We start from the raw sequence: 17,383 nt of genomic DNA, 5'->3' as shown, positions 1-17,383 counted from the left end.
ATAATACATTAATCTTGTTCTCTCATATTACGAGCAGGCGACTCCAGCCTGCTGATGCAGGGAAGTTTTAAAGGTGGGGAAAATGTATGATGCGGTGCCCGAACTGCAGTGGAAAAGATTTAGGCAAAATCGGTGTGCAGCAGTATTATTGCTGGACCTGTTTTATAGAAATCGCCGTGACCGATAACCGGTTAACCGTCAGTCAGGTGGAAGCAGATGGTTCGCTGAGCAGCCTCGATGATCTGTTTTCTGCTGAGGAAAGAACAATGGAATGATAATCTATCGCCATATGCCAAATGCTATTCTAAAAGCGCGAGGAGAGATCATCCATGTTCTTAAAGCATAAAGCGCTGGAGTTCATGTACTGGCTTATCATTGGCATTCTTGTTTTTTTGTTTCTCTACTTGCTTGTGAAATTATTCCCAATGTACGGGGCAGCGGCAGCGTTTTTGCTGCATCTCTTTGCGCCATTTCTAGTTTCCGCATTGATTGCCTATTTATTGTATCCGGTGATTGATAAACTGCATGTCTACCACCTTCCGCGCGGTTTGGCCATCCTGATGATTTATCTCCTTTTTTTTGGCGGCATTGCTTACCTCGTCTACCGGGTCTATCCGGCGGTCGTTCATCAGGTGCATGACCTGAACCAGCAGCTGCCTGTGTTAATCCGGCAATATGAAACATTAATTTACCAGATGTATGAATACACGTCGTTTCTTCCTGAGATGATTCACGATAAGATGGATGAAGTCATTCGCGGTGTCGAAGCAGGGCTTTCGAATGTGCTTGATGGTCTGATCGGCGGTATGACAAAGCTGTTTGATATGGTGATTTTTCTGACCGTCATTCCGGTGCTGGTGTTTTATTTTCTTAAGGATTTTGACAACCTGAAAGGGTTTGTGAAAAAATTTGTGCCTGGAAAATACCAGTCGCGCATGAGCCGGATGGTTCATGCGGTGGATGAGAGCCTCGGCAATTATATCCGTGGCCAGCTGCTTGTCTGCCTGTTTGTCGGAGTGGCTTCCTGGATTGCTTTTCAGTTTCTTGGGCTTGATTATGCACTGCTTCTGGCAATTGTCATGGCCGTAACGAACATCATTCCGTATTTTGGCCCGATTATCGGTGCTGTCCCTGCTGTGGCGATTTCGCTGACCATCTCGGGACAAATGGTGCTATTTGTGGCTCTCGCGATTCTTGTGATTCAGGTGATCGAGGGAAATCTGCTTTCACCTTATATCGTCGGCAAAAGTATTGACATCCATCCCGTGGCGATTATCTTCGCCCTTTTGCTTGGCGGTGAGCTGTTTGGCATCATTGGCCTGATTATTGCTGTCCCCCTTTTGGCCGTATTGAAGGTTGCTGTCACAGAAATGCTTGTCTTTAGGCGCAATGATTGACAATCCTGGTTAAGTTTTTTATACTAACGCTAGATTATACCATTTAAAACGCAGAAGGTTCGGAGTACATGATAACGGTGGATTAGAGAGGGATTTTCCTGGCTGAAAAAAATCCTGCACCCCAGTGTCATGGAAAGCTAAACTGGAGTGCGGCTAACCCCCGCCGGTGTCAGACCGTTACCATGACCTGAAAAGTGATGAACCAGTGCGTTCATAATTAGGGTGGTACCGCGATACAATCTCGTCCCTGCTGAGGCAGAGGAACGGGATTTTTTTAATGACAAAAGTAATAATAAAAACGAATACAAGGAGGAACACCGATGAAACAGCTGACATCTGCCCAAGTACGGCAAATGTACATTGATTTCTTTAAAGAAAAAGGCCATCGGGTGGAGCCAAGTGCTTCCCTTGTGCCAAAAGAGGACCCAACATTGCTTTGGATCAACAGTGGTGTGGCTACACTGAAAAAATACTTTGACGGACGGATAATTCCGGACAATCCGCGAATCGTCAATGCCCAGAAGGCGATCCGTACCAATGATATTGAAAATGTCGGCTTCACAGCGAGGCATCATACCTTCTTTGAGATGCTCGGGAATTTCTCGATTGGCGACTATTTCAAAAAAGAAGCGATTGAATATGCGTGGGAATTTTTAACAAGTGATAAATGGATCGGGTTTGATCCCGAACTGCTGGCTGTGACCGTTCACCCGGAGGACGATGAAGCCTATGATATTTGGCTGAATGATATAAAGCTTCAGGAACAGCAAATCATCCGACTGGAAGAGAACTTCTGGGATATTGGTGAGGGACCAAGCGGACCAAACACGGAGATTTTCTACGATCGCGGCGAGAAATACGGCAATGACCCGAATGATCCGGAACTGTACCCTGGCGGGGAGAACGATCGTTATCTGGAAATCTGGAACTTGGTGTTTTCCCAGTTCAATCATAACCCGGATGACACTTATACGCCGTTACCAAAGAAAAATATTGACACCGGCATGGGGCTGGAGCGGATGGTTTCGGTGATTCAGGACGTGCCAACCAATTTCGAGACTGATTTGTTCTTGCCGATCATCCGGAAAACAGAAGCCCTCGCCAATACTACTTATGGCAGCAGCCGGGAAGGTGATACGGCATTTAAGGTAATTGCCGACCACATCCGTACTGTCAGTTTTGCGATCGGTGATGGCGCCGTTCCATCCAATGAAGGCAGGGGCTATGTCCTGCGCCGGCTGCTGCGCCGCGCTGTCCGATTCGCCAAGGAAATCGGCATTGAAAAGCCATTTATGTATGAACTCGTCGGTATTGTCGGGGGAATCATGCAAGATTATTATCCGGAAGTTACCCGGAAGCAGGAATTTATCGAAAATATGGTGAAAGTGGAAGAGGAACGTTTCCATGAAACATTGAACGATGGACTGGATATTCTCCGCTCGACAATGGAAAAAGAAAAAACCAAGGGAAGCACTATCTTTCCTGGTGAAGAAGTGTTCCGTTTATATGACACATTTGGCTTTCCGAAAGAGCTGACAGAAGAATATGTGGACCAGGAAGGCTTTACCATCGACGAAGCAGGATTTGCCCGTGAAATGGAAAAACAGCGTGAACGTGCCAGGAATGCCAGGCAGAAAGTGGATTCGATGCAAGTTCAGGATCAGGTGCTCAGCGATCTGGAGGTCAAAAGTGAATTTGTCGGTTATGACCGGCTGGAAACCGATACGGTTATCACGGCGATCATTGACGGCGGCGAAACGGCGGAGGAAGCAGGTGCCGGCCAGGAAGTACTCCTGTTTCTGGAAGAGACCCCGTTTTACGCAGAGAGCGGCGGACAAGTTGCAGATGATGGCTGGATTTACACCGATCATGCCTCCGCGTATGTTGAAGATGTGCAAAAATCGCCAAAGGGGCAGCATGTGCACCGTGTGACGGTGAAAGAAGGCAAGTTCAATAAGGGAGACACCGTCAAAGCGATGGTTGACAAGCAATTCCGCTCTGGGGTTGTAAAAAACCATACGGCAACACACTTGCTGCATCAGGCATTGAAGGATGTACTAGGCGAACATGTCAATCAGGCCGGGTCCCTGGTCACACCAGATCGGCTGCGGTTTGATTTTTCCCATTTCAGCACTGTCTCCCAGGAAGAGCTGGAACAGGTGGAACAAATCGTCAATGAAAAAATCTGGCAGCAGATTCAGCTGGTGATTGACCATAAAAAAATTGATGAAGCAAAAGAAATGGGAGCAATGGCGCTGTTCGGCGAAAAATACGGTGACGTCGTCCGTGTCGTGCAAATCGGCGATTACAGCATCGAATTATGCGGCGGCTGCCATGTAGAGACGACTTCCGACATAGGTCTCTTTAAAATTGCCCAAGAAACGGGGATTGGCGCCGGAACCAGAAGAATCGAAGCAGTTACCTCAAAATCAGCCTATGAACTTTTGAGCAATAAAGAAGAACTGCTTAAGCAGGCATCACAAAAGGTGAAAACCAATGAGGATCAACTGCCAGAGCGGATTGAAGGTTTATTTCAGGAGATCCGATCCCTGAAGAAAGAAAATGAGTCGCTCAATGCTAAACTGTCCAACAATGAAGCATCTTCTATTCTGGAGAAAACCAAAACAGTCAAGGATGTCAGCCTCCTTGCAGAGAAGGTGGCGGCAAAAGATATGAACCAGCTGCGCAACATGGTGGATGAGCTGAAACAAAAGCTTGGCTCCGGGGTGATTTTGCTGGCAGCAGAAAAAGACGGAAAAGTACAGCTGGCAGCAGGAGTATCCAAGGATCTGATGGAACGCGGACTGCATGCAGGAAATCTGATAAAAGAAGCTGCCACTCGCTGCGGCGGCGGTGGCGGCGGCCGGCCGGACATGGCACAGGCCGGCGGCAAAAATCCAGAGAATATCACAGAAGCTCTGAAGGCCGCAGAGGAGTATCTGACGGAAAAGTTATAGCATAATTTGACTGTAAACGTATGATATTTCCGGGAAAAATGTTAGAATATGTATCAGATCAACCATTCGCAAGTTATTTCAAAAAAGAGGTGTCGCAATGAGCTCGATTGATAAGACGATGAAGTTTAATTTTTCCGAGGAACCTTTCGACCAGGATATTGAAAAAATCCTCTTTACTGTTCATGAGGCACTGCAGGAAAAAGGCTACAACCCGATAAATCAGATTGTTGGCTATCTGCTGTCTGGTGATCCTGCTTATATTCCGCGGCATAAGGATGCCAGAAATCTGATCCGCAGAATTGAACGGGATGAAGTGATTGAAGAGCTCGTTAAATTTTATTTGGAAGAGCATAAGAAAAAGTGATAAAGATGATCGGACTGGATGTCGGTTCCCGGACAATTGGCGTAGCTGTTAGTGACGCCCTTGGCTGGACGGCTCAGGGGCTTACCACTGTCAAATGGAAAGAGGAAGAAATCACTTCCGCTGATGAGGAGCTCACCAGGATAATAGCAGAGCATGAAATAGGGAAAGCTGTGATTGGTCTCCCGAAAAATATGAATGGGACCATCGGCGAACGTGGAGAAGCTTCTCAGGATTATGCCGAACATGTGGAAAATGTCCACGGCATCCCGGCAGTATTATGGGATGAGCGTTTAACAACAATTGCTGCGGAACGTGTGCTTCTGGAAGCTGACATGAGCAGAAAGAAGCGAAAAAAAGTCATCGACAAAATGGCTGCAGTCATGATATTGCAAGGATATCTGGATCAAAACAAAGGAGGGCAATAATGGGATTGGAAGAAAAAGAACGCATTATCATTCCGGATGAAAACGGCGAAGAACATTTATTTGAGGTTTTGTTTACCTTTGATGTGGACAAGACCGGGCATTCTTATATTGCAGTAGTGCCCGGGGAGCAGTCAGAGGACGAAGAAGTAGAAGTGTACGCCTTCCGATATGAAGAGAAGAATAAGGATGATGACGACCTGTCCCTCTTCCCGATTGAATCAGATGAAGAGTGGGAAATGGTCGAGGAAATGCTGCATACGCTGGCAGAGGAAGATAGCGAATCTTAATTGACGGCAGAAAAACCGGCTGGTGTCGCGCGCTGCGGCATCAGTTTTTTCTGCATTTGCCGGGTTTACACAGAAGCGATCATATAATAATGGCATCTCCTGCCGTTTTTTAGTATAATATAGCGAATGAGAGGGGGAGAGGGAGTGTTCAAGCGAATAAGGAAAAACAAGCAGTACAAGAATAGTCTCCAAGCCCGCGGGGAAGAGGCGACAACGGTCAGGAAGATTGTATTTACTGTTATCGCCGCACTGCTGCTTATTCTGGTAGTCGGCACAGTGGCGGGCTATTTTTATGTGTCATCCGCATTGGAGCCCGTTGACCCGGACAGTGAAGAGCAAATCGATGTGGAGATCCCGATTGGTTCTACACCTTCTGCTATTGCCGGTATTCTGGAGGAAAACGGGATTATAAATAACGCACGGATCTTTCAAATCTACGTGAAATTAAATAATGAATCACAATTTCAGGCAGGAGAATATACCTTTTCTCCTTCGATGACGATAAATGAACTGATTGAATCGCTAAAAACAGGCATGGTAATGGCAGAACCCGTCCATACTGTGACAATACCGGAAGGCCTGACCATTGACCAGATTGCCGGAATCTATGGGGAAGAGCTTGACTTCAGCAAGGAAGAGTTTCTCGACAAGGTGAATGATCCGATTTATATTGAACAGCTGATGAAGCAATATTCCACCATTTTAACGGATGCGATTCTGGCAGAGGAAATTCGCACACCGCTGGAAGGTTATTTATTTGCGGCGACCTATTCGTTTTATGAAGAACAGCCAGGCATAGAGACAGTCATTGAAAAAATGCTGGACGAAACACAGTCTATCGTTTCTTCCTACATGCAGGAAATAGAGCAATCAGACTTCACAGTGCATGAGGCACTCACCTTTGCCTCTGTCGTTGAAGAAGAAACCGGCAATGCCGATCAGCGCAGACAGATTGCCGGAGTATTTTACAACCGGCTGGAAGAAGGCATGCCGCTGCAGACAGACCCGACCGTCCTTTACGCACTGGGTGAGCATAAAGACCAGGTGACTTACGAAGACCTGGAAGTGGATTCACCGTATAATACCTATCAGATTAATACATTGCCGATCGGGCCGATTTCCAATTTTGCGGAATCGTCACTTGCGGCCATATTGAATCCGGAAGACTCCGATTACCTTTACTTCCTGCATGACAGTGAAGGGCAGATTCATTATGCAGAAACCTATGACGGGCACGAGCAAAATATCGCGGATCATATGGAATAAATCCGAGCAGGGAATGAGCTGAAATTCCCTCCCTTTTTCCATGGCTGCCGCTATAAAAGAATAACTACATGATTGAAAAAGCAGGAGATAATGATGGACGAGCAACTGAACACTTATTTATATGAAACACTGCTACCGAAAGAAGACTGGGTTCTGGAAATGGAACAGCAGGCCAAGAAAGATCATGTACCGATTATGGATCCGGTGAGCATGGAGTTTATCATGCAATTAATCCGGCTTCATCAGCCTGTAAATATTCTTGAGATCGGCACAGCCATCGGTTATTCTGCATTAAGGATGCTTCAGGCAAATCCGGATGCAGCAATTATCACTATCGAGAAAGATGATACACGCTACCATCAGGCAGTGAGGAATATTGAGCGGCAGCAGCATTCCGGCCAAATTAATGTCATTCATGGTGATGCCCTGGATGAAATCAGCAAGCTGGTGGAGACAGGGACGGTTTTTGATTTGGTCCTGATTGATGCGGCAAAAGGGCAGTACAAACGGTTTTTTGAATTGGCTGCTCCACTCCTCCGGGGAGGCGGGCTGGTGCTCTCCGATAATGTCCTGTTTCGCGGACATGTTGCCGATCCGGCCTCAGCAAACCCGCGCCATGCCAAAATGGTGGAAAAACTGCGTGATTATAATAAGTGGATGATGGAGCACACGGCATTTTCCAGCTCGATCGTGCCGGTGGGCGACGGGATTGCCATCAGTATCAAAACCGCTGAAAGGAGCACCATCCGATGAAAGAAAAACCTGTAGTGATCGGGGTGGCAGGCGGGAGCGGCAGCGGAAAAACTTCCGTGACCAACTCGATCTGCCAGCGCTTCTCCGACCAGACGATTCTTGTGCTGGAGCAGGATTATTATTATAAAGACCAAAGCCATCTTCCCATGGAGGAACGGCTGAACACCAATTATGATCATCCTTTTGCTTTCGACAATGATCTGCTGATCGATCATCTGCATCAGCTCCTTCAATGTCAGTCAATTGAGAAGCCGGTGTATGACTATAAAATTCATACCCGCTCCAATGAAGTGGTGGAGGTGGAGCCCAAAGAGGTTATCATTCTGGAAGGGATCCTCATTCTGGATGATCCGCGGCTTGTCGATATGATGGACATCAAAGTATTTGTTGACACAGATGCCGACCTCCGGATTATCCGCAGGCTTCTAAGAGATATTAAAGAACGGGGAAGGACGCTGGACTCGGTAATAGATCAGTATATCAGCAACGTAAGACCGTCCCACCTGCAATTCATTGAACCGACGAAACGTTATGCTGATATTATCATTCCGGAGGGCGGCCAGAACCTAGTGGCGATCGATATTATGGCGACAAAAATTGAGAATATCCTGATGGGGAAATAAACAGCTTTGCTAAGAGTAAGTTTTTCTAACAACGTCAAATTTAAATTAAATGGAAGACCTTATAAGAAAAACTAAGGCCTTTCGCTGAAAACGCAACGATTCCTTAGTTTTTCTAAAAAAGTATTGAATTGTTTACTGGATTCTGCCATAGTATGATTTAGTAATTTTTTTCAAGATTAGTTTCTGTGTTCAAAAAAATATCATAAAATGGACAGGATGCTTAAAAAGGAGTGTAAGATAATGGCGACAGAGAAAAGTTTTTACATGACCCAAGAGGGCAAGGAGAAGTTGGAAAATGAACTGACATACTTAAAAACAGACCGGCGTCAGGAAGTGGTGGAGAGGATAAAAGTTGCCCGCGATTTCGGGGATCTATCCGAGAACTCCGAATATGATGCCGCCAAAGATGAGCAGGCATTTGTAGAATCACGAATTGCCCAAGTCGAGAAAATGATCCGTAATGCGGTTATAATAGAAAATGACGACAACAACCCAAGTGTGGTCTCTTTAGGAAAATCGGTCACATTTAAGGAAATCCCGAATGGGGAAGAAGAGACGTACATGATTGTTGGCAGCGCGGAAGCTGACCCGTTTGAAGGGAAAATCTCCAATGACTCTCCAATGGCAAAAAGCCTGCTCGGTCTTGAAGTCGGCGCTGAAGTATCCGTGGTTACCCCCGGTGGCGACATTCAGGTGCAAATTGTAAAAGTGGATTAAAGATAAAAAGCGGATTCAACTCCGCTTTTTTATTTGCTGAAAAGTCGACTCTCTATGCATTTTACATATAAATTTTCCGGTAAAATATGATATGATAAACTAAGACGACGTAGGGGAGGGAATACCATGGGTGATTCACGCCTGAATAAACACGAAAAACGAAGAAAGAATACCAAAATCATCTCAATTCTGCTGGTCGCTGCCGGTTTTCTTGTGCTTGTGCTCTTAGCCATCTGGTTTTTTGGCGGAGGCGGCGAGGAAGAAAATCAGACAGCTGACGAGACAGATGAATCCTCTGATATAACAATCAATGACGATGACGATGAAGAAAATACGGAAAACACGGAGGAAGAAAACACCTCCCAGGATACTGAACAAGCAGAAGAAGAATCGGCAAACAATGACAGTGAAACAGAAGAGAATACCGATGAGTCAGAGGAAAACCAAGAACAAGAAGAGAACGGAGATTATGAAAACATACAAACCGAACCGGCAGATCCGTCCGGTGAGGCTGTGACGGATGCCTACACGGGTAATTGGCCGCCGGTCGGAACGGAACAGGAAGGACCGCATACTACCGATTACACAGATGGCTCACAGGACCGGATAGAAATTGCCAGGGCTGCGGCGATGGTTACCGGATTGGATCAAGAAAGCATGATTACCAACTGGGTCGGCAATGACGGTGAACAGCAAGTATTTACGGTGGTAAGCAGTGCGGATTATTCGGAAACATACCGCGTCTACCTTTCCTGGGTGGATGGAGAAGGATGGCAGCCAACGAAAGTAGAAGAACTAAGCGAAGTGGTTATACCGGAATAAGCAGGGGGAATCTGGGATGAAATTCGGAATAATAGGTGCGATGGATGAAGAAGTCGCACTGCTCGCGGAAAATATGACAGAGAAAAAAGAAACAACGGTCGCAGGTTGTTTGTTTATTGAAGGAAAGCTGCAGGGCAGGGAGGCTGTACTTCTCAAATCGGGAATCGGCAAGGTGAATGCAGCCATGGCTACGACGATCATGCATGAGCGTTTTGCCCCCACTCATGTCATCAATACAGGCTCTGCAGGCGGGTTTGCCGAGGAGTTGGAAGTAGGCGATGTGGTGATTTCCACACATGTGGTGTATCATGACGTCGATGTCACTTCCTTTGACTATGCATATGGACAGGTTCCAGGCATGCCGGCGATGTTTGAAGCAGATGCGGAGCTGGTTGCTAAGGCAATTGCTGCTGTAGAACCTCTGCCAATCGGTTACAAGCAAGGTGTTATCGCAACAGGGGATACTTTTATGGAAGACCCTGAGCGTGTAGCTTTTGTACACGGGAAATTTCCGGGGATGCTGGCTGCGGAAATGGAAGCAGCCGCTGTCGCCCAGGTCTGTTGGCAGTACAAGACACCATTTGTCATCATACGGGCACTATCGGACATTGCGGGCAAAGATTCCTCCATTTCTTTTGATGCATTTTTGGAAAAAGCAGCGTCCCATGCGGCGCAATTAATCATTTCGGTGGCAGATGACAATAACTAAAAGAAACGAGCGCATCTCTGATGCGCTCGTTTCGCGTTCGCTTAGGAAATTATAAATCACCGCGTACTGCGGATAGCCATAGCGAGGGTATGCCACGGCCAGCTCCAGCGCTAAAGCTGTGTTGACTTCCCTCACCTCCGTACGATAAGTCAACATCGGGGCGAAGTTTAAGGAAGGCCGACTAAAACGGGCCTCCCGCGCCAATGTCGGCACACCCCTATGAAGGGGCGTGTTTCCTTTATCTCCTCCAAAGGAATGATCAGCTAAAACCGCCGCTTCGAGCGGCAACGCTGATCCACTCCGCATGGCGGGGCGCAGTCCATACATCGCTAAACGGGCGCTTCCGCTTTTGTTCTTATCCCCGCTGCTCTTTGCGGTAATACTCATGGAAAACTTTCATTAACGCTCTTTTTTCAATTCGGGAGACATAACTGCGGGAGATGTTCAGTTTTTTGGCGATTTCCCGCTGGGTCATTTCCTTGTAATCATTTAATCCGTAACGGTAGACGATTACTTCTTTTTCCCGGTTATCAAGCACGTTGAAATATTTCTGCATTTTAGCAATTTCCATATTAAGCTGGATGTATTCAATCACATTATCATTTTCCGCTTCCAGAATATCAATCAGACTGATTTCATTGCCTTCTTTATCCTGACCGATCGGGTCATGCAGGGAAACGTCCTTTTTCACTTTTTTCAGGGCACGCAAATGCATCAGGATTTCGTTTTCAATACAGCGGGCTGCATAAGTAGCCAGTTTGGTTCCCTTATCCTGAGAAAAACTCTCCACACCTTTGATCAACCCAATCGTACCGATGGAAATCAGATCCTCGACATCCTCACCGGTATTTTCAAACTTCTTTACGATATGTGCAACAAGCCGCAGATTATGTTCAATCAGTTTATTTCTGGCTTCTTCATCTCCCTCCCGCATGGCTTTTAGGTATTTGGCTTCATCTTCTGAGGATAAAGGCTGGGGAAATGCGTGGTTTTTTACATATGATACAAAGAACATGGCTTCTTTGATGAAGAGAGCAAGCACACTTAAGATTCCTGACAAAAAATCTACCTCCTCCTCTTGGGCTTAAGCCTATATACCATCTTTATGAGAAGGAAAGGGGTTTTGTGTCTGTCCGCTGTTATCTTTTGTTAAACGGGAAAATTGCGGTATAAAAAAAGCGGCCCTCTTGGTTGGAGAAGCCACTTTTTAAGGTTTCATGCTATATTATTCCGATTTCATGCGCTGATTTTTCATGGCATCCGCATATGCATCACTGCGGTTTTTGGTGAAGGGTTTTATGCCGCTTGCATGTGCCGCCCGGCCAAGCATGTGTGCCGATACAGGGTTGGTCAGCATAATAAACAGGATAGCCAGGAGCATTTTCCCGCTCACAATGGCATGGGCCGAATACAGGTAAATAAATCCGGCAACCAATATACAGGATACTCCCAATGTGGAAGCCTTGCTGGAGGCATGAAGCCGTGTGTAAAGATCGGGAAAGCGGACAACGCCAACTGCAGCCGATACAATAAAAAATGCACCTGCCAATAGGAAAAGGATTACGAGAATATTGGCGATAATACTAACGATCTCTGTCAATGATAACGCCCCTCTCCAAATATTTTGCTATGGCAAGTGTCCCCAAAAACGCCAGGATGCCGATGAGAAGCACAACGTCATTTAAATGCTGGGTTCCAAGCATCACCGCAAGTATAGCGGCGACTCCCATCATATTAATCGCAACTAAGTCAAGTGCCACCGCCCGGTCTGGCTGTGTTGGTCCTTTGAGCAGCCGGTACAAGACCATGAGGATTGCTGCTGCAATAGCAGCGAGTGCAATGACCGCAGAGATGGTAACAAGTTGTTCAGTAATTTCAAGCATGGCTGTCATTTACCTGGTCACCTCCATAATTGCTTTCTCAAATGTATCCTTGATTGCACGGATCTCGTCTTCAACCGTATCAATATTCATCGCGTGGACAAACAGTTCACTGCTGTCTTTAGAAACGGCCACACTCAGCGTGCCTGGTGTTAATGTAATAAAATTCGCCAAGAGGGTAATCTCCCATGAGCTTTTAACATCAAGCGGAAGTGAAAAAATGCCCGGCTCCGCCTTATCTTTTTTTCCATAAATATATTTGACCATTTCCAGATTGGACAAAACCAGTTCCTTGAGAAACAGAAGAATCAGCGACAAAATACTGATAAACCTCTTGAGATAGAATTTTCCCGGGACGAATCGCCGCAGCAAAAACAGCAGAAGAACGCCTAAGAGATACCCTGTAATAAAGCTTGATGCCGTATAGGATTCACTGAGGAACGTCCACATAACTGCAATGATTAAATTGACAACAATTTGAAAAGCCATCGTCGATTACTCCTTTAATACAGAATCGATGTAAATTTGCGGATCAAGCAGGCTTTGAGCTACTGATGCGACAATCGGATAGAAGAATTCTGCTCCGACACCCAAAAGCACGGACAGTGCCAGCAGGAAAGCAATCGGTGCAATCATCCCCTTGACGGATTTAGTGCCAAACCCGGCAGTTTCGTCTTTTTCTCCCCAGAAACCACGGATAAATATCTTCATGATTGAGTACAGGATAAGGAGACTGGTAATTAAGGCTGTTATCGCAAGGATAATTTCACCATCTCCAAACGCACCCTGCAGCAGCTGCAGTTTTCCGATAAAGCCGCTGAAAGGGGGAATACCGGCCAGTACAAATGCCGCGATAAACAACAGCCAGCCAAGTGCCGGATAATAGTGAATGAGTCCGCCCATCTTTCTCAGATCGGAAGTTCCTGCCACATAGGCAATGGCACCGACAATCAGGAAGAGAGCCGCTTTAATGATCATATCATGCACCAGATAATAGACCGATCCGCTTAAAGCATCCTGGTTGAAAACGCCAATCCCCATAATAATGAACCCAATGGCCGGGATAATATTGTACGCGATGATCAGTTTAATATTATTGGTAGACAAGGCACCGATTACACCAAATATCATCGACAGGATGGCAATCCAGATAAAAAGCTCATGGGTAATATCCAGGCGATGAACGAAAATCAGTGAAAAGACACGGAGAATGGAATAAATTCCTACTTTTGTCAGCAATGCACCGAACAGCGCTGAAATCACCGGGTTTGGCTGGATATACGAATGAGGCAGCCAGTAATAAAGCGGGAACAATGCCGCTTTTGTAGCAAAAACAAAGAAGAACAGAATACCGACTGTCGTCAAAATTCCCTGCTGATCCACTTCCTGGACACGTTCGGCTATGTGAGCCATATTGAGCGTGCCGACAACTGCATACAAGAAGGCAATACACGTAACAAACAGCATGGAGGAAAACAGGTTGATCAGCAGGTACTTGATTGACTCTCGCAGCTGAACTTTGTCTCCGCCAAGCACAATCAAGGCGTAAGAGGCCATCAGCAATACTTCAAAGAACACAAACAGGTTGAAAATGTCTCCTGTAATAAACGCACCGGAGACACCGGTAATCAGGAAAAAGAAAAATGGGTAGAAATAATAATATTCTTTTTTTCCAAGCCCGGCATGCGGTGCATAAAAAGCACAGGCTGCCGCCACGAGATTCGTCGTCACAATTAAAAGTGCGGCCAGCCGATCGACCACCAGTATAATCCCATAAGGTGCAGCCCAGTCACCAGTCTCAAGAATAATCGTTCCATTTTCCATCGCATGCCACGCAATATACAGCGCAGCTCCCAGACTGACCAGAGAAAAAAGTCTGGTTAGGACGCGGGAAACCGTAACATTTCCATTGAAAAAAACCAGGGTGATAGCTGCGATTAATGGGATAAGGATTGGTAAAACTGCTAAATTACTCATGTTCGTTTCCCCTTAATTCTTCCATATTATCGGTATTATTCTCCTCGCTCGTGCGATATGCCAGCACCAATAACAGACTGGTCACACCAAAACTGATCACGATGGAGGTCAGGATTAACGCCTGTGGAAGGGGGTCCGTGTAATCTGATACCCCTTCTGTCAAAACAGGCGGCTGGCCGGTTTTCAGCCTTCCCGAAGTGAAAATGAATATATGTGCTCCGTGGGTCAGCAGGGTCGTACCAATAATGATACGGAGAAATTGTTTTTGCAAAATGTTGTAAATGGCTGTCGCAAATAAAATGCCAGCCAAAATAGATGTAATGATTTCCAATTAATCCGCCTCCCCTTTGTTTTTCTTCCATTTGATGAGACTGAAGATTGCCAGTGCAGCAATGCCCAACACGGCGATCTCAAACAGTGTATCAAGTCCGCGCATATCAACGAGAATAACGTTGACGACATTATCCCCGCCGCCCAGCTTGTAGGATGTTTCCAAAAAGTATTCGGAAATCGAATCAAACCATCTGCTGCTGTGGGTGGAGATGCCAATCAGAGTCATCATTGCACCAAAACTAATGGCAATGCTGGCGTTCTTCCATTTGCTGCGGGCCGATTCTTTCCGCTTCCGTAATTTCGGCAGATGATAGAAACATAACAGAAAGAGAGCAACCGTAATCGTTTCAACGACAAACTGGGTGAGCGCCAAATCCGGGGCCCGGTAGATGACAAAGAGCATAGCCACGCCATATCCGACGATTCCAGCGACAAGCACTGCCGCAAGATTGTGATTGATAAAGATCGTTGCCACAGCGGCAATAATCATCGCCAGAATGATCGCCACTTCTATAATGGTCACTTCTGCCAGGTTATCAAAACTGATCGTAAATCCGCCGGTATACAGCATGACACCTGCTGTCACGAGGAAAGTCGCGCCTAAAATAATCGCCATATAGTTTTTCAGCGAGCCGGTCATATAATAATTCGTCAGTGAATCCGAATAGGTGTCAAATCTTTTCATCAAACCATCATATGCTTTGTTGAGACTAAGACGGCCAGGCAGTACCCCGTATACCGTTTCCCATTTCCGGCGGGTCAGGTAAAGAGCGGTTCCGACGGCGACAACGGCCAGGGACATAAGAAGTGGCGGATAGGTAAATCCGTGCCAGAAACTGACTTCATAATAAGTCGTTGCCGGATTTACTGCAGAAGCTGCATGATACAGAAACGACCCATTTAGCAAATTTGGCCAGATACCGATGACGATAACCCCAAGTACCAAAATAATGGGAGACAAGTGCATGCCAATCGGTGCTTCATGCGGTTTCTTCGGCAGCTGGTCCAGTTTTTTCGGTCCGGTAAACACCCCGAAGAAGAAATACATCGAATAAACGAAGGTAAAAATACTTCCGAGTACGGCCAGATAAGGAATCGCCTGGCTCAGGATGTTCCCGTCCAGCCCCAGTGTGGAGCCAAAGAATAACTCCTTGCTGTAAAAACCGTTCAGGAAAGGCAGCGGAACTCCGGCCATGGAAAACGTGCCAAACAGTGCCAACGTAGCGCTGATTGGCATGAGTGTCATCAGACCGCCCAATTTACGGATATCCCTTGTGCCGGTTTCATGATCGATAATCCCTGCAATCATAAACAGACTCCCTTTGAAGGTAGCGTGGCTTAAAATATGAAAGACAGCGGCAAACACAGCAGCCTGTGTGCCAAAGCCGAGCATCGCCATAATCATCCCGAGCTGGCTGATCGTGGAAAAAGCCAGGATTGCCTTCAGATCTGTCTGTCTGACTGCCATATAGGAAGCCCAGCACAGTGTGAGGATCCCAACAAGACTGACAATGATAAAGAACCATTCATAGGTGGAAAAGATCGGTGAAAAGCGGGCGACGAGAAAGATACCGGCTTTTACCATGGTTGCTGAGTGCAAATAAGCACTGACAGGTGTCGGCGCCTCCATCGCGTCAGGCAGCCAGATATGAAACGGAAATTGGGCCGATTTGGTGAATGCGCCAAGCAGGACCAGAATAAGAATAAGCGGCAGGTAGCTGCTGTTTAAAATGGTATCGGTCTGGTCGATCATTCCCTGAATGCTGGTTGTGCCTGTGACTACGGTAAGCAGCACAAAGCCGCCAAGCATGCTCAGTCCGCCAAATATGGTAATCATCATTGATTTTAGTGCCCCGTATCTGGAGCGTTCCTTGAAATGCCAATAGCCAATTAGAAGAAAAGAGGAAATAGACGTTAGTTCCCAAAAGGTGTACAATACAAACACATTATCGGATAAAACGACACCTAGCATGGCAGTCATGAACATCAAAAGATAAACGTAAAATTGCCCCAGACGTTCTTGCTTATCCAGATAATAAATGGAATACAGGACGACAAGTGCGCCAATCCCGCTAATCAACAGGACAAACAGTAAACTCAGCCCGTCCAGATAGAAGTCAAAATTTATCCCCATCGAGGGTATCCAGTTTACAGTCTCTCTGACCGGAGTAAAATTTTCTCCTATGTAGCGGACAAAATAGAGAAAAATGGCGAGAGGTACAAAGAAAACAAAAATTCCAGTATGTATCCTGTGTTTCATTTTGCTTAAAAGTGGAATGAAACAGGCGATGAGAAGTGGTACGAGTACGGCAAATATCATTAGAATGAGGAGCCTCCTTGCGAATCAGTCATTTTCAATTTTTTAGATAATGTTCTAATCTGGATTGGATGATAGTTAAGCTGGCAAGACAGGATGGAGAACGCAAAAGATCACAACCGACCTTTCATGGGAAAGCCAGTAAATTGCTGATTATCCAGTCTATAGTTTAACACAAGATACCCTTAAGAAAAATAAAAAACCCCTGTCATTTGTGAAATGCTAGGGGCTGAACCAATTGTTTCCTATTATATTTCTCTTTAGTTAATACTGGCCTAATTCAATACTTTCTATTCTGTGTGACAACTGCCTTTTGTGAATTTCCTCTTCAATTAAAAATAGAAAATCAGGGCTTAAATTTAATTCATTTGCTTTATGATAGGATTCAATTAGTAATTCATCTGACAAATGTTCCATAAATAGAGCCCCTCCCGAAAATATAAATTTTGTTTTTTGAAGTATTTATAATTTATCACGATTCGGGATTAGGGACAAGTCGCAAGTTATCTACACAGGGTTGTAGATAACTTGTGCACAACTGTTTTATAGACTGGGG

General features: G+C 45.9%; 21 protein-coding genes. 12 read left to right on the top strand and 9 right to left on the bottom strand.

Annotated features, from left to right (window positions below):
* The first annotated feature begins 86 nt into the window (after positions 1 to 86).
* The 12 genes from CEG13_RS10850 to mtnN all read left to right on the top strand — a co-directional run bounded on the left by CEG13_RS10850 (position 87) and on the right by mtnN (position 10,320).
* On the top strand, positions 87 to 275 hold the full coding sequence (locus CEG13_RS10850; protein WP_100011911.1) for a hypothetical protein: 189 nt from the start codon (positions 87 to 89) through the stop codon (positions 273 to 275).
* 54 nt (positions 276 to 329) lie between these two features.
* Positions 330 to 1,397, top strand: a complete 1,068-nt coding sequence (locus tag CEG13_RS10845) for an AI-2E family transporter (RefSeq protein ID WP_100011910.1) — start codon at positions 330 to 332, stop codon at positions 1,395 to 1,397.
* A gap of 320 nt (positions 1,398 to 1,717) precedes the next feature.
* Positions 1,718 to 4,354, top strand: coding sequence for an alanine--tRNA ligase (alaS, locus tag CEG13_RS10840; RefSeq protein ID WP_100011909.1), 2,637 nt, complete (start codon positions 1,718 to 1,720; stop codon positions 4,352 to 4,354).
* A gap of 97 nt (positions 4,355 to 4,451) precedes the next feature.
* Complete coding sequence (locus tag CEG13_RS10835; RefSeq protein WP_100011908.1) at positions 4,452 to 4,718, top strand: IreB family regulatory phosphoprotein; 267 nt, start codon at positions 4,452 to 4,454, stop codon at positions 4,716 to 4,718.
* The gene (ruvX, locus tag CEG13_RS10830) at positions 4,718 to 5,143 is read left to right on the top strand and encodes a Holliday junction resolvase RuvX (RefSeq protein WP_100012163.1); all 426 of its coding nucleotides are present in this window, start codon (positions 4,718 to 4,720) and stop codon (positions 5,141 to 5,143) included. Before CEG13_RS10835 ends, ruvX begins: the two co-directional genes overlap by 1 nt.
* Positions 5,143 to 5,430, top strand: coding sequence for a DUF1292 domain-containing protein (locus CEG13_RS10825; protein WP_100011907.1), 288 nt, complete (start codon positions 5,143 to 5,145; stop codon positions 5,428 to 5,430). The genes ruvX and CEG13_RS10825 overlap by 1 nt, the downstream gene beginning before the upstream one ends.
* A gap of 144 nt (positions 5,431 to 5,574) precedes the next feature.
* The gene (mltG, locus tag CEG13_RS10820) at positions 5,575 to 6,696 is read left to right on the top strand and encodes an endolytic transglycosylase MltG (protein WP_239984625.1); all 1,122 of its coding nucleotides are present in this window, start codon (positions 5,575 to 5,577) and stop codon (positions 6,694 to 6,696) included.
* A 90-nt stretch (positions 6,697 to 6,786) separates the two neighbouring features.
* A complete protein-coding gene (locus CEG13_RS10815) occupies positions 6,787 to 7,449 on the top strand; it encodes an O-methyltransferase (RefSeq protein WP_338033009.1) in 663 nt (220 codons plus the stop codon).
* Positions 7,446 to 8,072: a uridine kinase gene (gene udk / locus CEG13_RS10810; RefSeq protein WP_100011904.1), complete on the top strand. Its 627-nt coding sequence runs from the start codon at positions 7,446 to 7,448 to the stop codon at positions 8,070 to 8,072. Before CEG13_RS10815 ends, udk begins: the two co-directional genes overlap by 4 nt.
* Before the next feature lie 240 nt (positions 8,073 to 8,312).
* A complete protein-coding gene (gene greA / locus CEG13_RS10805; protein WP_100011903.1) occupies positions 8,313 to 8,789 on the top strand; it encodes a transcription elongation factor GreA in 477 nt (158 codons plus the stop codon).
* Between the two features lie 126 nt (positions 8,790 to 8,915).
* Entirely contained in the window at positions 8,916 to 9,611 is a 696-nt protein-coding gene (locus CEG13_RS10800; protein WP_100011902.1) for a DUF1510 family protein, read from the top strand.
* A gap of 16 nt (positions 9,612 to 9,627) precedes the next feature.
* Positions 9,628 to 10,320: a 5'-methylthioadenosine/S-adenosylhomocysteine nucleosidase gene (mtnN, locus tag CEG13_RS10795; RefSeq protein WP_100011901.1), complete on the top strand. Its 693-nt coding sequence runs from the start codon at positions 9,628 to 9,630 to the stop codon at positions 10,318 to 10,320.
* Here mtnN and CEG13_RS10790 read toward each other — a convergent pair.
* The 9 genes from CEG13_RS10790 to sda form a co-directional block, all read right to left on the bottom strand.
* Complete coding sequence (locus CEG13_RS10790) at positions 10,288 to 10,626, bottom strand: hypothetical protein (RefSeq protein ID WP_143469667.1); 339 nt, start codon at positions 10,624 to 10,626, stop codon at positions 10,288 to 10,290. The two genes, mtnN and CEG13_RS10790, sit on opposite strands and share 33 nt — an antisense overlap.
* A gap of 49 nt (positions 10,627 to 10,675) precedes the next feature.
* Entirely contained in the window at positions 10,676 to 11,380 is a 705-nt protein-coding gene (sigK, locus tag CEG13_RS10785) for an RNA polymerase sporulation sigma factor SigK (RefSeq protein ID WP_100011899.1), read from the bottom strand.
* Positions 11,381 to 11,545: 165 nt separating this feature from the next.
* Positions 11,546 to 11,920, bottom strand: coding sequence for a monovalent cation/H(+) antiporter subunit G (gene mnhG / locus CEG13_RS10780; RefSeq protein ID WP_100011898.1), 375 nt, complete (start codon positions 11,918 to 11,920; stop codon positions 11,546 to 11,548).
* Positions 11,904 to 12,212 (bottom strand): monovalent cation/H+ antiporter complex subunit F, encoded by a 309-nt coding sequence (locus CEG13_RS10775; protein WP_100011897.1) that lies wholly within the window; start codon positions 12,210 to 12,212, stop codon positions 11,904 to 11,906. The genes mnhG and CEG13_RS10775 overlap by 17 nt, the downstream gene beginning before the upstream one ends.
* Positions 12,213 to 12,689, bottom strand: a complete 477-nt coding sequence (locus CEG13_RS10770; protein WP_100011896.1) for a Na+/H+ antiporter subunit E — start codon at positions 12,687 to 12,689, stop codon at positions 12,213 to 12,215.
* A gap of 6 nt (positions 12,690 to 12,695) precedes the next feature.
* A complete protein-coding gene (locus tag CEG13_RS10765) occupies positions 12,696 to 14,177 on the bottom strand; it encodes a Na+/H+ antiporter subunit D (protein ID WP_100011895.1) in 1,482 nt (493 codons plus the stop codon).
* Positions 14,170 to 14,508, bottom strand: coding sequence for a Na(+)/H(+) antiporter subunit C (locus CEG13_RS10760; RefSeq protein WP_100011894.1), 339 nt, complete (start codon positions 14,506 to 14,508; stop codon positions 14,170 to 14,172). The genes CEG13_RS10765 and CEG13_RS10760 overlap by 8 nt, the downstream gene beginning before the upstream one ends.
* Entirely contained in the window at positions 14,509 to 16,830 is a 2,322-nt protein-coding gene (locus CEG13_RS10755; protein WP_100011893.1) for a Na+/H+ antiporter subunit A, read from the bottom strand.
* 261 nt (positions 16,831 to 17,091) lie between these two features.
* Entirely contained in the window at positions 17,092 to 17,244 is a 153-nt protein-coding gene (sda, locus tag CEG13_RS10750; RefSeq protein WP_100011892.1) for a sporulation histidine kinase inhibitor Sda, read from the bottom strand.
* Positions 17,245 to 17,383: the final 139 nt, after the last annotated feature.

Source organism: Lentibacillus sediminis (genome assembly GCF_002763455.1).
Lineage (GTDB): Bacteria > Bacillota > Bacilli > Bacillales > Amphibacillaceae > Lentibacillus_D > Lentibacillus_D sediminis_A.
Note: the sequence above shows the minus strand (reverse complement) of the source record. Positions and strands in the feature narration are given on the sequence as shown.

Bases quoted from the DNA above. Each gene is read 5' to 3' on its own strand.
- CEG13_RS10755 (WP_100011893.1), bottom strand. From the start codon at position 16,830: ATGATATTTGCCGTACTCGTACCACTTCTCATCGCCTGTTTCATTCCA.
- CEG13_RS10825 (WP_100011907.1), top strand. From the start codon at position 5,143: ATGGGATTGGAAGAAAAAGAACGCATTATCATTCCGGATGAAAACGGC.
- udk (WP_100011904.1), top strand. From the start codon at position 7,446: ATGAAAGAAAAACCTGTAGTGATCGGGGTGGCAGGCGGGAGCGGCAGC.
- CEG13_RS10845 (WP_100011910.1), top strand. From the start codon at position 330: ATGTTCTTAAAGCATAAAGCGCTGGAGTTCATGTACTGGCTTATCATT.
- CEG13_RS10815 (WP_338033009.1), top strand. From the start codon at position 6,787: ATGATGGACGAGCAACTGAACACTTATTTATATGAAACACTGCTACCG.
- CEG13_RS10790 (WP_143469667.1), bottom strand. From the start codon at position 10,626: ATGCGGAGTGGATCAGCGTTGCCGCTCGAAGCGGCGGTTTTAGCTGAT.
- mtnN (WP_100011901.1), top strand. From the start codon at position 9,628: ATGAAATTCGGAATAATAGGTGCGATGGATGAAGAAGTCGCACTGCTC.
- CEG13_RS10770 (WP_100011896.1), bottom strand. From the start codon at position 12,689: ATGGCTTTTCAAATTGTTGTCAATTTAATCATTGCAGTTATGTGGACG.
- greA (WP_100011903.1), top strand. From the start codon at position 8,313: ATGGCGACAGAGAAAAGTTTTTACATGACCCAAGAGGGCAAGGAGAAG.
- CEG13_RS10835 (WP_100011908.1), top strand. From the start codon at position 4,452: ATGAGCTCGATTGATAAGACGATGAAGTTTAATTTTTCCGAGGAACCT.
- CEG13_RS10765 (WP_100011895.1), bottom strand. From the start codon at position 14,177: ATGAGTAATTTAGCAGTTTTACCAATCCTTATCCCATTAATCGCAGCT.
- CEG13_RS10850 (WP_100011911.1), top strand. From the start codon at position 87: ATGATGCGGTGCCCGAACTGCAGTGGAAAAGATTTAGGCAAAATCGGT.
- alaS (WP_100011909.1), top strand. From the start codon at position 1,718: ATGAAACAGCTGACATCTGCCCAAGTACGGCAAATGTACATTGATTTC.
- CEG13_RS10775 (WP_100011897.1), bottom strand. From the start codon at position 12,212: ATGACAGCCATGCTTGAAATTACTGAACAACTTGTTACCATCTCTGCG.
- CEG13_RS10800 (WP_100011902.1), top strand. From the start codon at position 8,916: ATGGGTGATTCACGCCTGAATAAACACGAAAAACGAAGAAAGAATACC.
- sda (WP_100011892.1), bottom strand. From the start codon at position 17,244: ATGGAACATTTGTCAGATGAATTACTAATTGAATCCTATCATAAAGCA.